Origin of the sequence: Pseudarthrobacter sp. NIBRBAC000502771, from assembly GCF_006517215.1 — a bacterium.
GTDB lineage: Bacteria > Actinomycetota > Actinomycetes > Actinomycetales > Micrococcaceae > Arthrobacter > Arthrobacter niigatensis.
The window spans coordinates 587916-605429 of record NZ_CP041187.1 but is presented as its reverse complement, the minus strand read 5'-3'; the positions used below and the strand labels follow the sequence as shown (position 1 = coordinate 605429).

The window sequence follows — 17514 nt, the reverse complement described above, 5'->3', positions numbered from 1 at the left end:
GCTTGTCCAGTTGGTTCCGGACCGGTTGGGCCTGTGGGGAGGGGCCCGTGTACAGTGGCGCGGCGTCGCCGAGAACGGGGTGCACGGGCGGGCCTGAGGGGGCCGACGGCGACTGGGGGGACTGGCCTCGGTCTCAGAAGAGGCCATCTCACCGCCGACCCCGTATTGCCCCGGGGGTGCTGCCGCCCGGGAAAACCAAACAGGACCTCTAGGATGAATTTTCCTCCATCCCGAAGGTCCTGCCTAGTCCCTCTGCGCCGCGGTTGCGCCTGCCTGCTTAAGCGCTCCCGCCCCGCCGGATTCCGTCGTCGGACTCCCCGCTTTCGGCACGGTGCTGCACCTTGTCGCGGACCCTGTCGCGGTGCCGCTCACCTGGCCGGACCGCGTCCGGGCCGTTGCCGGCAGGCTGCCCGTCCCGGTCCTCGCCGGAGCCCTCCCGGCCACTCTCCGCGGCGTACTTTTCCCGGAGGTCACGGCCATGCTTGATATCTTCTTCGACCTGCTTCTGCAGCTTCTCGCTCTTCTTCGTGTCCCGCGGCGGCAGCTGGATGGTTTCCTCGGCCTTGATCCCGGCCTGCAGTTCGCGGCCGCGTTCCACTTCCGCGTCAAACTCGGCGCCGAAAAGAAGCGACATGTTCAGGATCCAGAGCCACAGCAGCATGATGATGACACTGCCCAACGCCCCGTACGTCTTGTTGTAGTTGCCGAAGTTCCCCACGTAGAAACCGAATCCCAGTGAGGCGATCAGGAAGACCACCAGGGCAATCCCGGACCCCATGCTCATCCACCGGAATTTCGGCTGCTTGACGTTGGGAGTGGCGTAATACAGCACGGCAATGATGGCGATGATCAGGGCGATCATCACCGGCCACTTGGCGATGTTCCAGACCATGAGGAACGGCCCGCTGAGGCCGATCAGGCCGCCCACGGCCTCGGAAACCGGGCCGCTGAGGACCAGCATGCCGGCCAGCATGGCCACGATGACCACAGCCAGGAGCGTGACGCCGAGCATGGTTCCACGGAGCTTCACGAAAGCCCGGCCCTCATCCACCTCGTAGACCCTGTTCATGGCCCGGCCAAAGGCTCCGACATAACCGGAGGCGGACCACAGCGCGGTTACGAGGCCAATAACAAGGGTGAATCCGGCCGCCGGGGCGCTGGTCAGTTCCGAAACCGGCCCGCTGATGGTATTCACGGTTTCCGCCGGAGCGAAGCCGCGCACGATTTCCAGCAGTGCATTGGTGGTCTTCTGCGGGTCCCCAAACAGGCCAAGGAGCGATACCAGTGCCAGCAGGGCCGGGAACAGCGAGAGAACCGCGTAATACGTCAGGGCCGCTGCGAGGTCGGGGCACTGGTCCTTGCTCAATTCCCGGAGCGTCTTCCTGGCGATGTATTTCCAGGACGGTTTATCCAGGTCCCTGGGGCTGGCAGGTTTCCTCGAGTCATCGGGGGCCGGAGCCTGGCCCGCCTTGGCGGTACTGGTCTCGGATGTGTCGTGAGTGGCCATGGGGTGTCCTCTCAATCAGGGGGCCAAGCGGACAGGCCGGCCCGCGGATCGCGGTGCCGGCCTGCCGATCAAACTGTTGCCTTACAGTGCCGCGGGGGGTGGCTAGGTGTTTTGGATGTTGTCTTTGGCGTCTGTGGCGCGGTCTTTGACGTCGGTGGCGGCGTTTTGGCCTTCGGTTTTGACGTTGTAGGCGGCGTCGGTGGCGGTGGCTTTGACGTTGTCCATGGCTTCCTGGGCGGGTTCCTTGAGGTCCTGGGCCATGGTTTTGGCGGCGTCGGGGACCTGGGTTGCCAGGGGCTGGGCTGCGGTTTTGAGCTGGTCCGCGGCTTCGCGTTCCTTCTCGCTGGCGGGGATCAGGGAGGAGATGAGCATGCCGGCGCCGAACGCGATGAGCCCGGCGGCCAGGGGGTTCCCGGCGGTTTTGGCTTTGACCTGGTCCGGGGCGTTGGAGACGGCCTGGCCGGCGTCGGAGAGTTTCGCGGAGACCGCGTCTCCTGCCTGGTGGAGGTTGTCCCCGGCGGTGTGCATGGCGTTGGTGGTGTGTCCGGTCCCGGTGGCGGTGGTGTCGTGGACCTTGGTGGTGGCGTGGTCTGCTGCGCCCATGATTTTCTCCTTCACCCCGGTCACGGCGTCGCGGACCTTGTCGGTTTGGCGGTGGACGATGTTGGACGGGGTGACTTTGTCGGCCACGGCGTCGACGTTGGTGCCCAGGCGGGCCCGGGTGGCTTCTATGTCTGCGCGGATGGCATCGGGGTTTTCGCTCATCGGTTTACCTCACCTGGTTTTAGGGTTGGGGGTATTTCTGCGAGGGTTTCCCCGGTTTGGGGCAGGCCCTTGATCTGTTTGAGTTCCTTCCGGCCGATGGAGGCCAGGACGGCGGCGATGATGGCCCAGAGCACGGCGACGATCAGCGCCGCCCAGCCCAGTGCCATGACGGCGCCGAGGGCGAACATCAGGGCCAGGGAGAGGAAGACCAGGACGAAGTGGCCGCCCACGCCGGCGCCGGCGAGCATGCCGGCGCCTTTGCCCGCGCGGGAGGTGGATTGTTTGAGTTCGGCCTTGGCCAGTTCCACTTCCTGGCGCATCAGGGTGGACAGGTCACGGGTCACGTCCCCGAGGAGTTCACCGATCGAGGCGTTATCCGCTTTCACATGCGCCGCACTGGGCGGCGGCTCCGGTATCTGGCTGCTCATCACAAACCACCCGCCTGGCCGCCCCGGGTGCGGTCCTGGGTGAGGGGATCGTTGGCCATGGGATCGTCGGCGAGGGCGCGGTCACGGAGCGGATCGTCCGAGAGTTGGTTACCGGACCAAGGCTCTTCCACGAGTTGCGGACTGTCCAGCCCGCTGGCCGCCCCCGCTGACTCAGGGTAGCTGCTGCCGGGAGCGCCGCCGTCGTATCCTGCCGTGGTGGTGGCCGGGCCGGGAAGCTGGACCGGCGGAGGAGGAACTGCCCCGCCCGCTACCGGGTACGACTGGTTGTACTGGTCGCCGTAGGTGCTGCCCGCGTATTGGCCGCCAACACCGGTGCCGGCAGCAGTGGACGCCGATGCTTCGGGCGGGCCTGCGGTGAGGCCGCGGGTGAGGCGGCCGGCCAGGACGCCGGCGCCGGCGGCCAGGAGCAGGAAGGTCCCGGGCTTGTTCCGGGCGAAGCGCTGGACCTCGTTCAGGAGGTCACCCGGTTCCCGGTTTTCCAGCCAGGTGGCCATCGAGGAGGTGCGCTCCGCTGCCTGTCGGACCAGGTCACTGGCCATGCCCTGCTGGTCCGGGGCGATGGCCATGCTGTGCAGCTGGGTAGAGATGTTGCGGATGCCCTCGGCAGCCTTCTGCTGCTGCGTGCCTGCCTGGCTGGTCAGGCCTGACTTCGCCTGTCCCAGCAGGTCCTGCGCATTGGCCTTCGCCTCATGCGCAACGTTCGCAGCCTCGTCCTTCGCCGTCTGGGCCACATTCTGCGCGGACCCTGCTGCGGTACGGGCTACGTCGGCCGCTTCGTCCTTAGCTGCGTCCTTGCGGGAGGAGCCGTAGGTGTCATCAGCCTGGCTGTCGCCCTCAAGGGGAGCGGCGGTGGAGGGGAAGGTGGCGGGCGGCCGCTCGCCGGGAATTCCTGTATTGGCCGGCGGAGCCGTGTAGGCGGGGTCCTGGGGCCATTGGTTCTCTGTCATCTTCGCTCTCTTTCCAAGAAGGCCGGTTGTTGATCAAGAACCAGCAATACTGGCCGTAAAATGATAAGCATGATTACTAATGAAAGGTAAGTACCCTTGCTAAACGAGTTATAACCGTTCCAAAAATGTCAGCCGGAAGGCGAGGGCCTGCCCGGTCACAACGAAGTGGAAAGTGGTGGGAAACGTGGACACAGCTCCATGGGTATGGGTTGTAGTTGCCGTTGTTGTGGTGGCGCTGATCGTGCTGCTGCTCCTGGCCGGAGGCAGGCGCCGGAAGGCAATGCAGGAAAAGCGGGACCAGGAACACCGGGAGAAGGCGGCCGAGATCCGGCGCGAAGCCGAGAACATGGAAATCGATGCCCGCGAGCGTGAAGCGAAGGCCATCCGGGCCCGTGCGGATGCGGAGCAGGCCAAGGTAGATGCAGCGCGGCTGCAAAAAGAGGCTGAACAGCGCAGCCAGGAAGCCCAGTCCCTGCGGGGCGACGTTGCCAGCCGCGCCCGGAAGGCAGACGAGCTTGATCCCGACGTCGGCCCGGACGGCAGCCGGCAGGACCGCCGCGCGGTGCAGGACGCCCGGGAGGAACGAGGCGGAGTGGATGCCGGGCACGATCGTCACGATGTCCACGACGCCGGGCAGGATCGAGCCCAGGGGTATGGCGCCGGTTCGGACCGACCGCAAACGCACGACGCCGGGACGGATCGGCGCGTCATACACGACGCCCGCCAGGACCGCACCGAAGCCTACGGCGCCAGGCATGATGCAAACGAAGAGCTGGGCCACGCCGGACGCAGTGCCGCCCAGTCAGGATCCGCCGCAGATGTTGGGGCTGGTTCGCAGGGGGAGCCGGGCTATGTTGACGATGGGCGCGAAGACGCTGGACGCGGCCTTGGCGGGGACCGCGAATTTCCCGGTGCCGGTGCCGGTGCAGGCGACAGGACGCCGGAGGCCGAGCCGGGACGGAGGCGCCATGCAGAGACCAGGGATGCCGCCTCGGGCGAAGACGTGCGAAGCGACCGGGGCGGCGACCAGGGCGCCGGCATCTAATCGACGCTTCAATCAACGGCGCCGGCGGGCGCGGGGTTTGAGGGCGGGGGAAGGACTGACTCCTTCCCCCGTTCCCATGCCCACAAGCAGCTCCTTGACGGCATCGATCGATGCCACTTTCGGCTCCCAGGCCAGGATGCGTTCCGCGCGGCTGGTGTCCATGATCGGGGCGCCGGCAGCCATCTCCACCCATCCGGCGTCTGTGGGCTGCAGCCGGGCCCGCCACGTCAGGTCCACCAGTGCGTGGAGCAGCCGCATGGGGACGGGTAGGATCCTCTTCGCGCCGAAGATGCGGCCCAGTTCCTGGGGCGTGAGGACCGGCTCGGCGGCAATATTGAAGGCTCCGCTGGCGCGCTGGTCGACTGCCCGCCAATAGGCCTCTGCAACGTCGTCCGCATGGACTGCCTGGAAAACCAGGTTGTCAGGGACCGGCAGGATGGGCAGCCATGGCCTGTGTGGTACCAGCCGGGACAAGACGCGGCCAAGGAAGTACCTGCCAATTTCAGCCCCGGCCTGTCCTTGGAAGATCAGCGCAGGCCGCAGCCGCGCGACGGCGATGTCCGGGTGTGCGGCCATGAATCCGTCCAGAAGCTTCTCCTGCTCTGCCTTGTGCCGGCTGTAATGCGAGCCTGCCATGCCATCTGCCGGCCATGACTCGTCCCGCCGCTGGTCCTTGCCGGACGCCTTGTACGCGCCCACCGAGGAAGCGCAGACAACCTGCTTGACTCCCGCGCGTGCAGCCGCCTCCAGGACATTTCCGGTCCCCGTGACATTGGTCCGGTGCAGAAGGTCCAGATCGCGGTTCGGCTGGATCTGCCATGCCAAATGGACCACTGCATCGACCCCGGCCAGCGCTTTTTCCAGCAGGGGCATGTCCCGCTCCAGGCCCACATCCAGCGTGTGCCACTCCACGCCGCTGTAGGGTTCCCCGGACGTATCGGGAAGCCTGCGGCTGATTCCCACCAGTTGCAGGCTGCCGGGCTTCCTGGCCAGCTGGCGCTGCAGGTTGCGCAGCAGTGCTGTCCCCGCGTTTCCGCTGGCTCCCGTAATGGCGATGCGCATACCTAAGACTCCTTGGCGGCTCGATCCAGTTTCCCCCTACTTTCAGAGCTTATAGCGGAGGAGCATTGTTTTATAAGCAAGCTTATGATTTCCTACTTCTAAGTCTTGCCGCAGGCTTTCGGAACCAGACCGAGGGAAACCAACAATCATGCCCGAATCCTTTGCCGCATTTGCCGTCGACGCTGCGCCCGTCCACCGCCGGCAGCCGGTACCAGCACAAAACCACACTCCGCCCGCCACCTCCGGGCGGCTTCGCGAGACGTTCGAAAACGATTTGGTCCTCAAATACCTGGACCTTGCAGAAGCCCTGGCTGCGCGCTTCGAAGCCCGCGGCAGGGAGCGGGCAGACCTGAACCAGGTTGCCTATCTTGGCCTGGTCAAGGCAGCCCGTGGCTTCGACCAGGCCAAGGGGGAAAGTTTCCCCGCCTACGCTGCGCCCACCATCACCGGCGAACTCAAGCGGTACCTCCGCGACCGGACCTGGGTGGTCCGCCCGCCGCGCCACATCCAGGACCTGAGGACCCGGCTGTTCCGGGCAGAGCCGGAGTTGACCCAGTCGCTGGGCAGGAATCCCAGCGTGACGGAGCTGGCCAGCGAACTGGGGAGCGATCCGGCCGAGGTGCAGGAGGCCATGTCGGCGTCCAGCAGCATGCACCCCGATTCCCTGGACGCGGTCAACCCCAACTCGGATGCACCATCCATCGGCGAGGTGCTGGCGTGCCCCGAGACACCGCTGGAGCGCCTTGAAGAACTGTCCTGCCTGCGCGACGCCATGCAGGACCTGAACGACTCGGACCGCGAGCTCCTGTACCGCCGCTACTTCTGCGAGGAAACCCAGGTGCAGCTGGGGAAGCGGTTGGGCATGTCCCAGATGCAGGTTTCCCGCCGCCTGGCCAAGGTGCTGGTGGAACTGCATCGCAGGCTGGAGGAAGGCGCCCGTGCCGGAGCAGTGGACGGGGCACTCGGCGATGCAACGCCGGGCGGCGCAGTCCGGCGGGGCCACCCTGCCAACACGGTTGCGCCCTTCCACCGGCCGCTGAGGGCCGGACACTCCACCGCAGCGAAGCGGGCGGACCGGCGCCACGGCGGCACGGGGGCCAGGTAGCGGCCGCACTGCACGCTCCGGCGGCACGGCTGCGGGTACCGGTACCCAGCAGAAGTGGCTGTTGCTGCGCAGAGCTGCATCGCCGGCACGGCGTAGCAGTCCCAACGCCTGCGCGGCGCACTCCTTATCTTGCCTGTTCAAGGTGGGTACCGGTACGCCGCGGATGCGGCCAAAAGGCACGGGGCCTTGTTTAGGAGCAACAGCAGAAGGGAACTGGTTGGCTATGGGAAGCTCTGAAATGTCCACGCTCCGGGCTGTCCTGTTCGACAGGGACGGAACCCTGGTTGTCGATGTGCCCTACAACGGGGATCCCGGCAAGGTACGGCCGATGGCCGGCGCGAAAGAGGTGCTGGATGGCCTGCGGGCGGCAGGAATTGCCACTGGGGTTGTCAGTAACCAGTCGGGCATCGCCCGCGGCCTGATCACGGCCGACGACGTGGCAAAAGTCAATGCCCGGGTGGAAGAACTCCTGGGGCCGTTCGATGTGTGGGAGGTCTGCCCCCACGAGGAACAGGACAGCTGTTCCTGCCGCAAGCCGGCTCCCGGCATGGTGCACAGCGCCTGCCGCAAACTTGGGATCCACGAATCGGAAGCCGCCCTTATCGGGGACATTGGCGCCGACGTGGGGGCCGCCGAAGCTGCCGGCGCCACCGGGGTCCTGGTCCCCACGCCCGTGACCCGCGCCGAGGAGGTGGCCGCGGCGCGGCTGGTCGCCTCCGACCTGTCCTCAGCCGTGGGCCTGCTGCAGGAGCTGCCCTGATGGGGCGCGTCCTGGTGGCCCGGCTGGACAGCATGGGCGATGTCCTCCTCTCCGGCCCGGCCGTCCGCGCGGTGGCCAACGGCCGCGCCCAGCACGGCGGCAGCACCAACCACGTGGTGATGCTGTGCGGCCGGCAGGGTGAAGCCGCCGCTGCCATGCTCCCGGGCGTCGATGACGTCTACAGCTGGGACAGCCCGTGGATCATGAACCCGGCGCCGCGGATGACGGGCCCGCATGCGGACCGCCTGATCGAATACGTGCGCAATTCCCGCATCACCGAAGCCGTCATCCTCACTTCCTTCCACCAATCGCCCCTGCCGCTGGCTCTCCTGCTGCGCCTGGCAGGCGTGGAGCGCATCACCGGTGCCTCCACGGATTACGCTGGCTCGCTGCTCGATGTCCGCCTGAAACCGGGGGAGGACTTCCCCGAGGACCAGCCCGAAGCGGAACGGGCGCTGGGCATCGCGGAAGCCGCCGGCTTCCGGCTCCCGGCGGGCGACGACGGAAAGCTGCGCCTCAACTCCGTGGCCGAAGTGGCTGCCCTCGTAGGTACCGGACCCTACGTCGTGGTCCACCCCGGCGCGGCCGTCCCGGCAAGGGCGTGGCCTCCGCTGCACCATGCTGCCGCCGTCGAACTCCTCCAGGGGGCCGGGTACCGCGTGGTGGTGACCGGCGGTCCCGGCGAGACGTCGCTCACGGCCACGGTGGCAGGCCCCTCCGCCCTGGACCTGGGCGGCCGCACCGACCTTGCCACTATGGCGGGCGTCATGGCCGGGGCCGATGCGGTCATCAGCGGCAACACCGGCCCGGCCCACCTGGCGGCCGCGGTGGGCACGCCTGTCGCTTGCCTGTTTTCCCCCGTGGTCCCTGCGATCCGCTGGGCACCCTACGGCGTGCCGCTGGAACTCCTCGGAGACCAAAATGCGCCGTGCCGCATGACCCGGGCCCGGATTTGCCCGGTACCGGGCCACCCGTGCCTCGATTCGGTGTCGCCGGAGGAAGTGGTGGCAGCGGTGGAGCGCCTGGTAAGTGGAGTGAGCTCCTTCAGCACGCACGTCAGCACCCGTAGAAAGGCCCGCAACAGATGAGGATCCTGCTCTGGCATGTCCACGGTTCCTGGACGGATGCCTTTGTCCGCGGTCGCCACGAGTACCTGCTTCCCGTCCTGCCCGGAGGCGGCGCGTGGGGACTGGGCCGCGCCGGCAGGGACTGGCCGGAATCAGTGCGGGAGGTGGACCTGGCCACGCTCGACGCTGACGCCGTGGACGCCGTCGTCCTCCAACGCCCGGAAGAGATCGATGAAGTGGTACGAAACCTGGGACGGAAGCCCGGCGTCGACCTGCCGGCCGTGTTCGTGGAGCACAACACCCCCAAGGGAAATTTCCCGAACACCAGCCACCCGCTCGCCGGCCAGGACCGCATCCCGGTGGTCCACGTAACCCATTTCAACCGCCTGGCCTGGGACAACGGCTCCGCTCCCATCACCGTGATCGAGCACGGAATCCCGGACCCCGGACAGCTATACACCGGTGAGCTGCCGGAACTGGGGGTAGTGGTCAACGAACCTGTGCGGCGGGGCCGGGTCACAGGAACGGACTTGCTGCCGGCCTTCGCTTCGGTGGCTCCGCTGCAAGTGTTCGGCATGAAGACGGAAGGCCTGGCGGCAGCCACCGGAATCGAGGCTTCACGCGTGACGGCCCGGGGCGACCTGAAGACACGGGACCTGCACCGGGAACTTGCCCGCTGCCGCGTCTACGTCCATCCCATGCGCTGGACCTCGCTGGGGCTGTCCCTCCTGGAAGCCATGCACCTGGGCATGCCGGTGGTGGTGCTTGCCACCACTGAGGCCCCACGTGCCGTGCCGCAGGAAGCCGGCGTGGTCTCTGCCGACGTCGACGAGCTGCTCCGCTGTGCGGCGCGGCTGGTGGCCAATCCGGATGAAGCCCGACGGCGGGGACTCGCCGCCCGGGAGGCGGCGCTGGAGCGTTACGGCCTGGGCAAGTTCCAGGACCGCTGGGATGGGCTCCTGGCGGACCTGCGGAACCGGCCCCGGCACCCCGTTAACGAGCGGCCGGACGAGCGGATCCTCGTTCCGGCACGGGAGAGGAAGACACCATGAAGATCGCCATGATTTCCGAGCACGCCAGTCCGCTGGCGGCACTGGGCGGCGTGGACGCAGGCGGGCAGAACGTCCATGTTGCCGCGCTGTCCGAGGCCCTTGCCAAGCGCGGCCACCACGTCACCGTCTACACCCGCAGGGACGCAACGGAGCTTCCCGCACGGGTCCGGGTGGGGCGCCGGTTCGACGTGGTCCACGTGGACGCCGGGCCCGCCCGCCACGTGCCCAAGGACCAGCTGCTGCCCTACATGGGCGACCTCGCGGACGGCGTGGCCAGGGACTGGGGGCAGCGGCCGCCGGACGTGGTGCACGGCCACTTCTGGATGTCCGGCCTGGCAGCCTTGGAGGCGGCCAGGCGGCCCGACGCCGGGTACCGCGTGCCCATGCTGCAGACGTTCCATGCGCTGGGTACCGTCAAGCGGAGGCACCAGGGCGCGGAGGACACCAGCCCGGAGGCACGCCGCTGGCTGGAACCCGGCGTGGGACGCGCTGCCGACCGGATCATCGCTACCTGCTCAGACGAGGTCTTCGAGCTCAAGGCCATGGGCATCGCCACCGGCAAGATCTCCATTGCGCCCTGTGGGGTGGACCTGGGCTTCTTCTCGGCAAATGGGCCGGTGGCCGAAAGAAAGCGCCGCTACCGGATCCTGTCGGTGGGGCGGCTGGTGCCACGCAAGGGCGTTGACCTGGTGATCCGATCACTCCCGTACCTCAAGGCGGCGGGATTCGACGACGTCGAACTCCTGATCGTGGGCGGCGGGGGGGACACCAACGTCATGCACTCCGACCCCGAGATCCGGCGCCTGCTGGACCTTGCCGCCGGGCTGGGCGTGTCTGAACACGTGACCCTGCAGGGGCAGGTGGCCCGGACGGAGATGCCCGGCATCTTCCGCAGTGCCGATGCCGTGGTCTGCGCACCCTGGTACGAACCGTTCGGCATCGTCCCGCTCGAGGCGATGGCCTGCGGCGTCCCGGTAGTAGCAGCAGCCGTGGGCGGCCTCCGGGACACGGTGGTTGACCATGCCACGGGCCTGCACGTCCCGCCACGGGACCCCGAGGCCATCGCCTCGGCACTGTCACTGTTGCTGGAAGACCCCGCCCTCAGGACAAAACTCGGCCAGGCCGGGGAGCGGCGCGCACGCACCCGTTACTCCTGGGACCGGGTGGCAGCGGAAACCGAAAAGGCCTACCAGCTGGCCATGGCCGGTGCCCCGGCCAGCGTTCCGGCCGGGAACGTACCGATGGAAGGAGCCGCCCTGTGACTGCCGAATCGTCCCTGCGCGAAGCAGACCTCCGTACCCTCACCGGAGCACCGCCGCTGCCCGCGGTGCTCCCAGGCGCCACATTCGTGGACCCCGCCAGCGCCGAGGCCGTCCGCACCCACCTGGACAATGTCATTCCGGCCCTTGATTCGCTCCGCAGCCAGTCCGGCCGGCTGGCCGCCTGGGGCGTGGAGCTTGCCCAGCGCCTGCTGCGCGGGCAGCGGATCCTGGCCGCGGGCAATGGCGGCTCAGCTGCGGAGGCGCAGCACCTCACCGCCGAACTGGTGGGCCGGTTCGACAGCGAACGGGTCCCGTTCTCCGCCATCTCCCTGCACGCGGAGTCGTCGGCGGTCACCGCCATCGCCAACGACTACGGGTACGACGAGGTCTTTTCCCGGCAGGTCCGCGCCCACGGCCGTTCCGGTGACGTGCTGATGCTGCTGTCCACCAGCGGCAAGAGCCCCAACCTGCTGCGCGCCGCAGAAGCGGCGGCCCGGCTCAACGTGACCACCTGGGCGCTCACCGGCTCCGGCCCCAATCCGCTGGCGGACGTCTGCGACCAGGCCGTCATGATCGACGCCCTTAACGCCAACGCCCAGGAAGGGCACCTGATCGCCCTGCATGCCATCTGCCGGGCCTTCGACCTTGAGGTTGCCCGGCACACCCCGTCCGTAGTGTCCGGGTTCCCGAGAGGGGGCCGGGCATGAGGGTCGTCGTCGTGGGAGACGTGATGCTCGACGTCGACCTTTCAGGTGAGGCCACCAGGCTCAGCCCGGATGCCCCCGTTCCCGTGGTGGACATTTCGGGTGTCCGACGCCGCGCAGGCGGCGCAGGCCTGGTGGCGCGCATGCTGGCCCAGGACGGCTGGCCCGTCACTCTGGTGACGGTCCTTGGCAATGACGACGCCGGCAGCCAGTTGCGTGCACACCTGGCCGGGGTGCAGCTCGTCGCGGGCACCAGTGGCTATCCCTCGCCCGTCAAAACCCGGGTCCGGGCGGGTTCGCATCCGGTGGTCCGCTTCGACCAGGGTTGTGAAAAGACGCCGGTTCCGGACGTGAGCCCGGCGATGCTCCGCGCCGTGGAACAGGCCGGCGTGGTCATCGTTGCCGACTACGGCAGGGGGCTGGCGGCCAACCCCCGGCTCCGCGCGCTGCTGGGCCGGCTGGCGGGTGAGGTCCCCATTGTGTGGGACCCGCACCCTTCAGGGCCGGAACCGGTGCCCGGGGTTGCCGTGGTGACACCGAACATTTCTGAAGCAACCAAAGCCGTCCAAGCTGGTTCCGGAAGCGCTGCAGGCTCGGCAGACACCGTGGCGGAAATTCTGCTCCAGCGGTGGCGCAGCCGGGCCGTGCTGGTGACCAGGGGCGAGGAAGGGGCGGTCCTGCTCCGGCAGGGTGATACCTCTGCCCGGGCCGTCCCCGCGCCAAGGGTGGAAGCCGGCGACCCCTGCGGGGCCGGCGACCGCCTGGCAGCCAGCCTCGCCGTGCACCTCCTGGCCGGCAGCGACCTTCCGGAAGCTGCCGCGCTGGCAGTCCACGATGCCGCCGACTTCCTGGCGGCCGGGGGCGTCTCGGCCCTGCCGGACACTGCAGGGGCCGACGCTGCCGCCGGACATCCGGCGCCGGCTGCCGGCCGGCGCACCACCGAACCCTTGCTCCTGGCCCGTTCCGTGCGCGAGCGCGGCGGGACGGTGGTGGCCACCGGCGGCTGCTTCGACCTGATCCACGCCGGCCACGTCCGGTCACTCACCGCAGCCCGCGGGTTGGGGGACTGCCTCATCGTTTGCCTGAACTCGGATGACTCGGTGCGGCGGCTCAAAGGCCCGCAGCGTCCCATTATCGGCCATCACGACAGGGCCGAACTGCTCCTTGCGATGGAATGCGTGGACGCGGTGATGGTCTTCGATGAGGACACCCCGGAAGCCGCCCTGGACCGGCTCCGCCCCGACATCTGGGTCAAGGGCGGCGACTACAAGGGAGCCCGCCTGCCCGAGGCCGACCTGGTGGAAAGGTGGGGCGGCCGCTGCCTCACCGTTCCCTTCCACCCGGCCCGCTCCACCACCGGCCTGGCTGACGCGCTCGCCAAGGTCAGCTGAACCACTTCCCTTTTCTGTCTTGTTTTCCCACTGAAAGGAACACCATGACCGCAGAATCAACCGCAACTGCTGCCACCACGCCCGGACGCGTCCTGGTCACCGGAGGTGCCTCCGGACTGGGGGCCGCCGTCGTCGAAGCAGTCCTCCGCTCCGGTGGCACTCCGGTGGTCCTGGACCGCGACATCAGTACCGTCTCCGGCGTCAAGGCGTTCGAAGTGGACGTCGCTGACCGTGCTGCCGTGGAGCACGCAGTCCGGGAAGCCGCGGAAACCCTCGGCGGCCTCGACGCGGTGGTTACCGCGGCAGGGATCGACCGCTGCGGCAAGCTCGCCGACGTCGAAGCCACCGAGTGGGAGAAGGTCATCGGGGTCAATCTGATGGGCACCGTTTCCACCGTGCGCGCCGCCCTGCCGTACCTGAAGGAAAGCCACGGGCGCGTGGTCACCGTAGCTTCCACCCTGGGCAAACGCGCCGTGGCTGATGCCACCGCGTACTGCGCCTCCAAGTTCGGCGTGGTGGGATTCAGCCACGCGCTGGCTGCGGAAACCGGAGGGGAAATCGGCGTGACCACCATGATTCCGGGCGGCATGAAGACCCGGTTCTTCGATGACCGGACCGAGCAGTACAAACCGCAGGACGATTCCCGGCTCAACGATCCCGCCAACACCGCACAGGCCATCCTGTTCGCCTTGAACCAGCCCACAGGCTGCGAGGTCAGGGAAATGCTGATCTGCCACGAGGAAGAGGGCTCCTGGCCCTAAACCGGGCACAGGCCGCCACACCCTGGCGGCACAGCAGGACCACCAGCACCGACATACCAGCACCGAAAGGCGGGAGGAACACACCATGCCCACCACAGCCACTGAAACAACCGCAGGCAAGGAAACAGTCGAGGGCGCCGGCATCACCATCCAGGACCCGCGGACCGGTGAAGTGCTCTGGACGGTGCCCCAGGCGGGCCCGGACGCAGTGAATGATGCTGTGGACGTGGCCCGCAGAGCTGCGCCCGGCTGGGCGGCGACAGCTCCGGCCGAGCGCGGCGCGGCCCTTCGCGCCGCCGCCAAGGCGCTGGATGCTGCCGGCCGGGAGCTCGCCGGGCTGAATGCCAGCGAAACCGGGCGGCCCGAAGAAGAAGCGCTTGCCGGAATCGCCGCCGCCGTATCCACCCTTGAGCAGTATGCCGAACTGGGCCCGGTGCACCGCGGCCACAGCCTCCGCGGGAGCCGGCTCGCCTCCGACTACACCATCGCCGAGCCGCGCGGCGTGGCCGTCCTGCTGACCCCCTGGAATGACCCGGTGGCAGTAGCCTGCGGCCTGATCGGGGCCGCGTTGGTGACGGGCAACGCGGTCATCCACAAGCCCAGCGAGCGCTGCCCCCGGCTGGGGGAGGCGCTGGGCGAAGTCCTGGCACCGGCCTTTCCCGCCGGCGTCTTCCTGACCCTCTCCGGCGGCGCAGGGGTGGGGGCAACCCTGTCCCGGGCGGACGTGGACGTGCTCGCCCACGTCGGTTCCAGCGCCTCAGGTGCCCGGATCGCGGAGGCAGGAGCCCGTACCGGTGCCCACGTCATCCGCGAAAACGGCGGCAACGATCCCTTGGTGGTGGACCGCGACGTGGACCCGGCGTGGGCTGCGGAACAGGCCGCCATCGGCGCCTTCAGCAACAGCGGCCAGATCTGCACCGCCGTGGAACGCATCTACGTCCATCAAGACATCGCCGAGGCGTTCTGCAGCGCACTCGAAGCCGAGGCTGCCCTCCGGAACAGCAACGGATCCGTGGCGCCGCTGGTTGACCTACGGATGCGCGACGCCGTCCACGGGCATGTTGCGGAGGCCCTGGACCGCGGCGCCCGCGCCGTGGAAGGCGGTGCACTGCCGGACGGGCCCGGATCCTTCTACCCCGCCACCGTCCTGGTCGGCTGCACCGAAGGAATGCAGGTCATGGCGGAGGAAACGTTCGGCCCGGTGGCCCCGGTCCAGGTGGTGGACACGTTCGACGACGGCCTGCGCCTGGCGTGCAGCGGCAGGTACGGCCTGGCCGCCACCGTCCTGAGCAGCAACCTTGCGCACATCCAGCAGGCCGTGGCCGCGCTGCCGGTGGGAACGGTTAAGGTCAACGCGGTCTTTGGCGGCGCTCCGGGCGGGGCAGCCCAGCCCCGCGGGGAGAGCGGCGCCGGGTTCGGCTACGGGCCCGAGCTGCTGGACGAATTCACGCAGGTCAAGGTGGTGCACATCGAAGCTCCGCCGGCCTATGCACGGGCCGGCCGTGCCGAAGTGGACCAGCCATGAACGCGTCCCCGGACTCCATCGACCTCTCAACCCAGCGGGCGCTGTCTGACTGGCTGCCGGGAAGGCTGGCCGCCGAAAACCCCTCCATCCTGGTGATCGGCGACGTGATGCTCGATGGCTGGTGGAGCGGCAGCATCGAACGGCTCTGCCGGGAAGCTCCCGCCCCCGTCGTGGACATCCAAACCCGCGAATCGGTTCCCGGTGGGGCGGCCAACACCGCCATGAACCTTGCGGCCCTGGGAGCGAAGGTGGCAGTGGCCGGCATCATCGGCACTGACGACGCCGGCGAGGACCTGCGCGGGCAGCTTGCCGCCGCCGGCATCGACGTCCGGCACCTCCACACCCACCCGGATATGGTCACCACCACCAAGATCCGGATCAGCAGCGGCGGCCAGGTGATGCTGCGCCTCGACGACTCGGCCGGCACTGTCCCGGCTGACGCCCTGGCCGCGCTCGCCGCCTCGGTGCGGGCCGCCGTCGAACGCCAGGACGCCGTGCTGGTCTGCGACTACGGGACCGGGGTGGTGGCAGGCCCCGTCCGCGCCGCACTGGCGGGAACCCTGGGGAACTGGACCGGGGAAAGCCGGCCACTGGTGGTGGTTGACGCCCACGACCCGCGGCCGTGGGCGGCCCTGCGGCCGGACCTGGTGACGCCGAATGCCCAGGAAACCGCGCGGCTGCTCGACCGCAGGCTGCCGGAGGGGCAGGGCAGGGTGGACGCCGTAGGCGGCGCCGCTGCAGACCTGCTGGCCAGTACCGGCGCGCGTGCGGTGGTGGTCACCCTGGACCGGGACGGAACCGTCCTGCTGACGCCCGACGGCGTGCGGCACCGGACGTGGGCGCGGCCGGCCGCCGAAAAGCAGGCGTCCGGGGCAGGCGATACGTTCGTGGCGGCCCTGACGCTGGCCCGTGCCGCAGGCCTCCCGCTGACGGCCAGCCTGGACCTGGCACAGTCGGCCGCCGACGTGGTGGTCCACCAGCCCGGCACTTCGGTGTGCAGCACCGCCCAGCTCAGCCGGTACCTGGAGGCGTTCGCCGATACGGCCCTGAGCGAGGAGGAACTGGAGCGCCAACTGGAGCTGCACCGCGCCCAGGGGCAGCGGATCGTGCTGACCAACGGCTGCTTCGACGTCCTGCACAGTGGCCACACCCGGTACCTCAACCAGGCCAAGCAGCTGGGCGACATCCTGGTGGTGGCGCTGAACAGCGACGATTCCGTCCGCCGGCTCAAGGGATCCGGCCGGCCCATCAACACCATGGCGGACCGGGCAGCGGTGGTGGCGGCGCTGAGCTGCGTGGACTATGTGACAGTGTTCGACACCCCCACGGCCGCCCCGCTGATCCGCCTGCTCCGGCCCGAGGTGTACGCCAAGGGCGGGGACTACACGCCCGAAATGCTGGCCGAGACGCCCGCGGTGGAAGAATACGGCGGCCGCGTGGCCATCCTGGACTACGTGGCTGAACGGTCCACCACTGCCGTGGTGAAACGGATCCGCGACGGCCAGGGGGCTGCCACGGCACCGTAGCAGGGAGCCCGTCCCGGCCAGGCAGCCGAGGGACGAAGCCGAGGCGCGGCCCGACGTCGTCGCGCCCCCCGCTTTCGGCAACTGACCCTCCAGCGCCCTCGGGCACTCGCCTCAGCTGTACAGGTGGCTGTCCAGGACCGAACGGGGTTTTTCTGCCGGATCCGGGTGGGTGACGATGACGCGGATACCGTCGGGATCCCGGCCTTCGACGACGGTGACGCCGCCCTTTGCGCGGGTTTCCGTATAGCGCCCCAGGTCTTTTAGCGCCCGCTCGAAGTACGCCAGGCCCTCAGCGGTGTCTGTCGCCCACATCAACAGGTGCTGCCCCAGGCCACCCGAATAGTGCTCTTCACGGGGGCCGCGTTCAATGAGGTAGAGCTCGAAGCCTCCGGGCGCCAGGAGGAGGGCCGCGTCGGCCGAGCGTATGGTTTCCACGCAGTTGAACAGGTCCCGGTAGAAGGTCACGGACCTGTCCAGCTCCGAGACGAACTGGACGGATGAAGCCACCCTCGCTGTGTATTCCATCCTGTCATTGTTGACCCCGCCGCCGCAGACCACCAGCCTTCCATCAGGCAGTGCGGGCTTC

The 17514-nt window shown here is 68.5% G+C and carries 17 protein-coding genes; 11 read left to right on the top strand and 6 right to left on the bottom strand.

Annotated elements, in window-relative coordinates; all coding sequences use genetic code 11:
- Positions 1 to 277: 277 nt before the first annotated feature.
- From NIBR502771_RS02885 to NIBR502771_RS02870, 4 genes are all read right to left on the bottom strand, one after another.
- Complete coding sequence (locus NIBR502771_RS02885; RefSeq protein WP_141158390.1) at positions 278 to 1507, bottom strand: YihY/virulence factor BrkB family protein; 1230 nt, start codon at positions 1505 to 1507, stop codon at positions 278 to 280.
- 102 nt (positions 1508 to 1609) lie between these two features.
- On the bottom strand, positions 1610 to 2272 hold the full coding sequence (locus NIBR502771_RS02880) for a DUF3618 domain-containing protein (RefSeq protein ID WP_141158389.1): 663 nt from the start codon (positions 2270 to 2272) through the stop codon (positions 1610 to 1612).
- Positions 2269 to 2700 (bottom strand): phage holin family protein, encoded by a 432-nt coding sequence (locus tag NIBR502771_RS02875; protein ID WP_141158388.1) that lies wholly within the window; start codon positions 2698 to 2700, stop codon positions 2269 to 2271. The genes NIBR502771_RS02880 and NIBR502771_RS02875 overlap by 4 nt, the downstream gene beginning before the upstream one ends.
- Positions 2700 to 3668, bottom strand: a complete 969-nt coding sequence (locus tag NIBR502771_RS02870) for a hypothetical protein (protein WP_141158387.1) — start codon at positions 3666 to 3668, stop codon at positions 2700 to 2702. Before NIBR502771_RS02870 ends, NIBR502771_RS02875 begins: the two co-directional genes overlap by 1 nt.
- 184 nt (positions 3669 to 3852) lie before the next feature.
- Between NIBR502771_RS02870 and ccmD the strand changes: the two genes are divergently transcribed.
- Positions 3853 to 4713, top strand: a complete 861-nt coding sequence (gene ccmD / locus NIBR502771_RS02865) for a heme exporter protein CcmD (protein WP_141158386.1) — start codon at positions 3853 to 3855, stop codon at positions 4711 to 4713.
- 12 nt (positions 4714 to 4725) lie between these two features.
- On the opposite strand, the gene NIBR502771_RS02860 is transcribed toward ccmD, so the two are convergent.
- Positions 4726 to 5775 (bottom strand): NAD-dependent epimerase/dehydratase family protein, encoded by a 1050-nt coding sequence (locus NIBR502771_RS02860; RefSeq protein WP_141158385.1) that lies wholly within the window; start codon positions 5773 to 5775, stop codon positions 4726 to 4728.
- A gap of 148 nt (positions 5776 to 5923) precedes the next feature.
- Here NIBR502771_RS02860 and NIBR502771_RS02855 point away from each other — a divergent pair, with 148 nt between their 5' ends.
- The 10 genes from NIBR502771_RS02855 (at position 5924) to rfaE2 (ending at position 16928) form a co-directional block, all read left to right on the top strand.
- The gene (locus NIBR502771_RS02855) at positions 5924 to 6880 is read left to right on the top strand and encodes a sigma-70 family RNA polymerase sigma factor (RefSeq protein ID WP_141158384.1); all 957 of its coding nucleotides are present in this window, start codon (positions 5924 to 5926) and stop codon (positions 6878 to 6880) included.
- 223 nt (positions 6881 to 7103) lie between these two features.
- The gene (locus NIBR502771_RS02850; protein WP_141158383.1) at positions 7104 to 7640 is read left to right on the top strand and encodes an HAD-IIIA family hydrolase; all 537 of its coding nucleotides are present in this window, start codon (positions 7104 to 7106) and stop codon (positions 7638 to 7640) included.
- Complete coding sequence (locus NIBR502771_RS02845) at positions 7640 to 8728, top strand: glycosyltransferase family 9 protein (RefSeq protein WP_141158382.1); 1089 nt, start codon at positions 7640 to 7642, stop codon at positions 8726 to 8728. The genes NIBR502771_RS02850 and NIBR502771_RS02845 overlap by 1 nt, the downstream gene beginning before the upstream one ends.
- Positions 8725 to 9759: a glycosyltransferase gene (locus NIBR502771_RS02840; protein ID WP_141158381.1), complete on the top strand. Its 1035-nt coding sequence runs from the start codon at positions 8725 to 8727 to the stop codon at positions 9757 to 9759. The genes NIBR502771_RS02845 and NIBR502771_RS02840 overlap by 4 nt, the downstream gene beginning before the upstream one ends.
- A complete protein-coding gene (locus NIBR502771_RS02835; protein ID WP_141158380.1) occupies positions 9756 to 11021 on the top strand; it encodes a glycosyltransferase in 1266 nt (421 codons plus the stop codon). The genes NIBR502771_RS02840 and NIBR502771_RS02835 overlap by 4 nt, the downstream gene beginning before the upstream one ends.
- A complete protein-coding gene (locus NIBR502771_RS02830) occupies positions 11018 to 11728 on the top strand; it encodes an SIS domain-containing protein (RefSeq protein WP_141158379.1) in 711 nt (236 codons plus the stop codon). The genes NIBR502771_RS02835 and NIBR502771_RS02830 overlap by 4 nt, the downstream gene beginning before the upstream one ends.
- Entirely contained in the window at positions 11725 to 13116 is a 1392-nt protein-coding gene (locus NIBR502771_RS02825) for a PfkB family carbohydrate kinase (RefSeq protein WP_141158378.1), read from the top strand. Before NIBR502771_RS02830 ends, NIBR502771_RS02825 begins: the two co-directional genes overlap by 4 nt.
- 44 nt (positions 13117 to 13160) lie before the next feature.
- Positions 13161 to 13877, top strand: a complete 717-nt coding sequence (locus NIBR502771_RS02820; RefSeq protein ID WP_141158377.1) for an SDR family oxidoreductase — start codon at positions 13161 to 13163, stop codon at positions 13875 to 13877.
- An 85-nt stretch (positions 13878 to 13962) separates the two neighbouring features.
- Positions 13963 to 15402 (top strand): aldehyde dehydrogenase, encoded by a 1440-nt coding sequence (locus tag NIBR502771_RS02815; protein ID WP_141158376.1) that lies wholly within the window; start codon positions 13963 to 13965, stop codon positions 15400 to 15402.
- Complete coding sequence (rfaE2, locus tag NIBR502771_RS02810; RefSeq protein WP_141158375.1) at positions 15399 to 16928, top strand: D-glycero-beta-D-manno-heptose 1-phosphate adenylyltransferase; 1530 nt, start codon at positions 15399 to 15401, stop codon at positions 16926 to 16928. The genes NIBR502771_RS02815 and rfaE2 overlap by 4 nt, the downstream gene beginning before the upstream one ends.
- A gap of 111 nt (positions 16929 to 17039) precedes the next feature.
- Here rfaE2 and NIBR502771_RS02805 read toward each other — a convergent pair whose 3' ends face one another.
- Positions 17040 to 17453, bottom strand: a complete 414-nt coding sequence (locus tag NIBR502771_RS02805) for a VOC family protein (RefSeq protein WP_141158374.1) — start codon at positions 17451 to 17453, stop codon at positions 17040 to 17042.
- Positions 17454 to 17514: the final 61 nt, after the last annotated feature.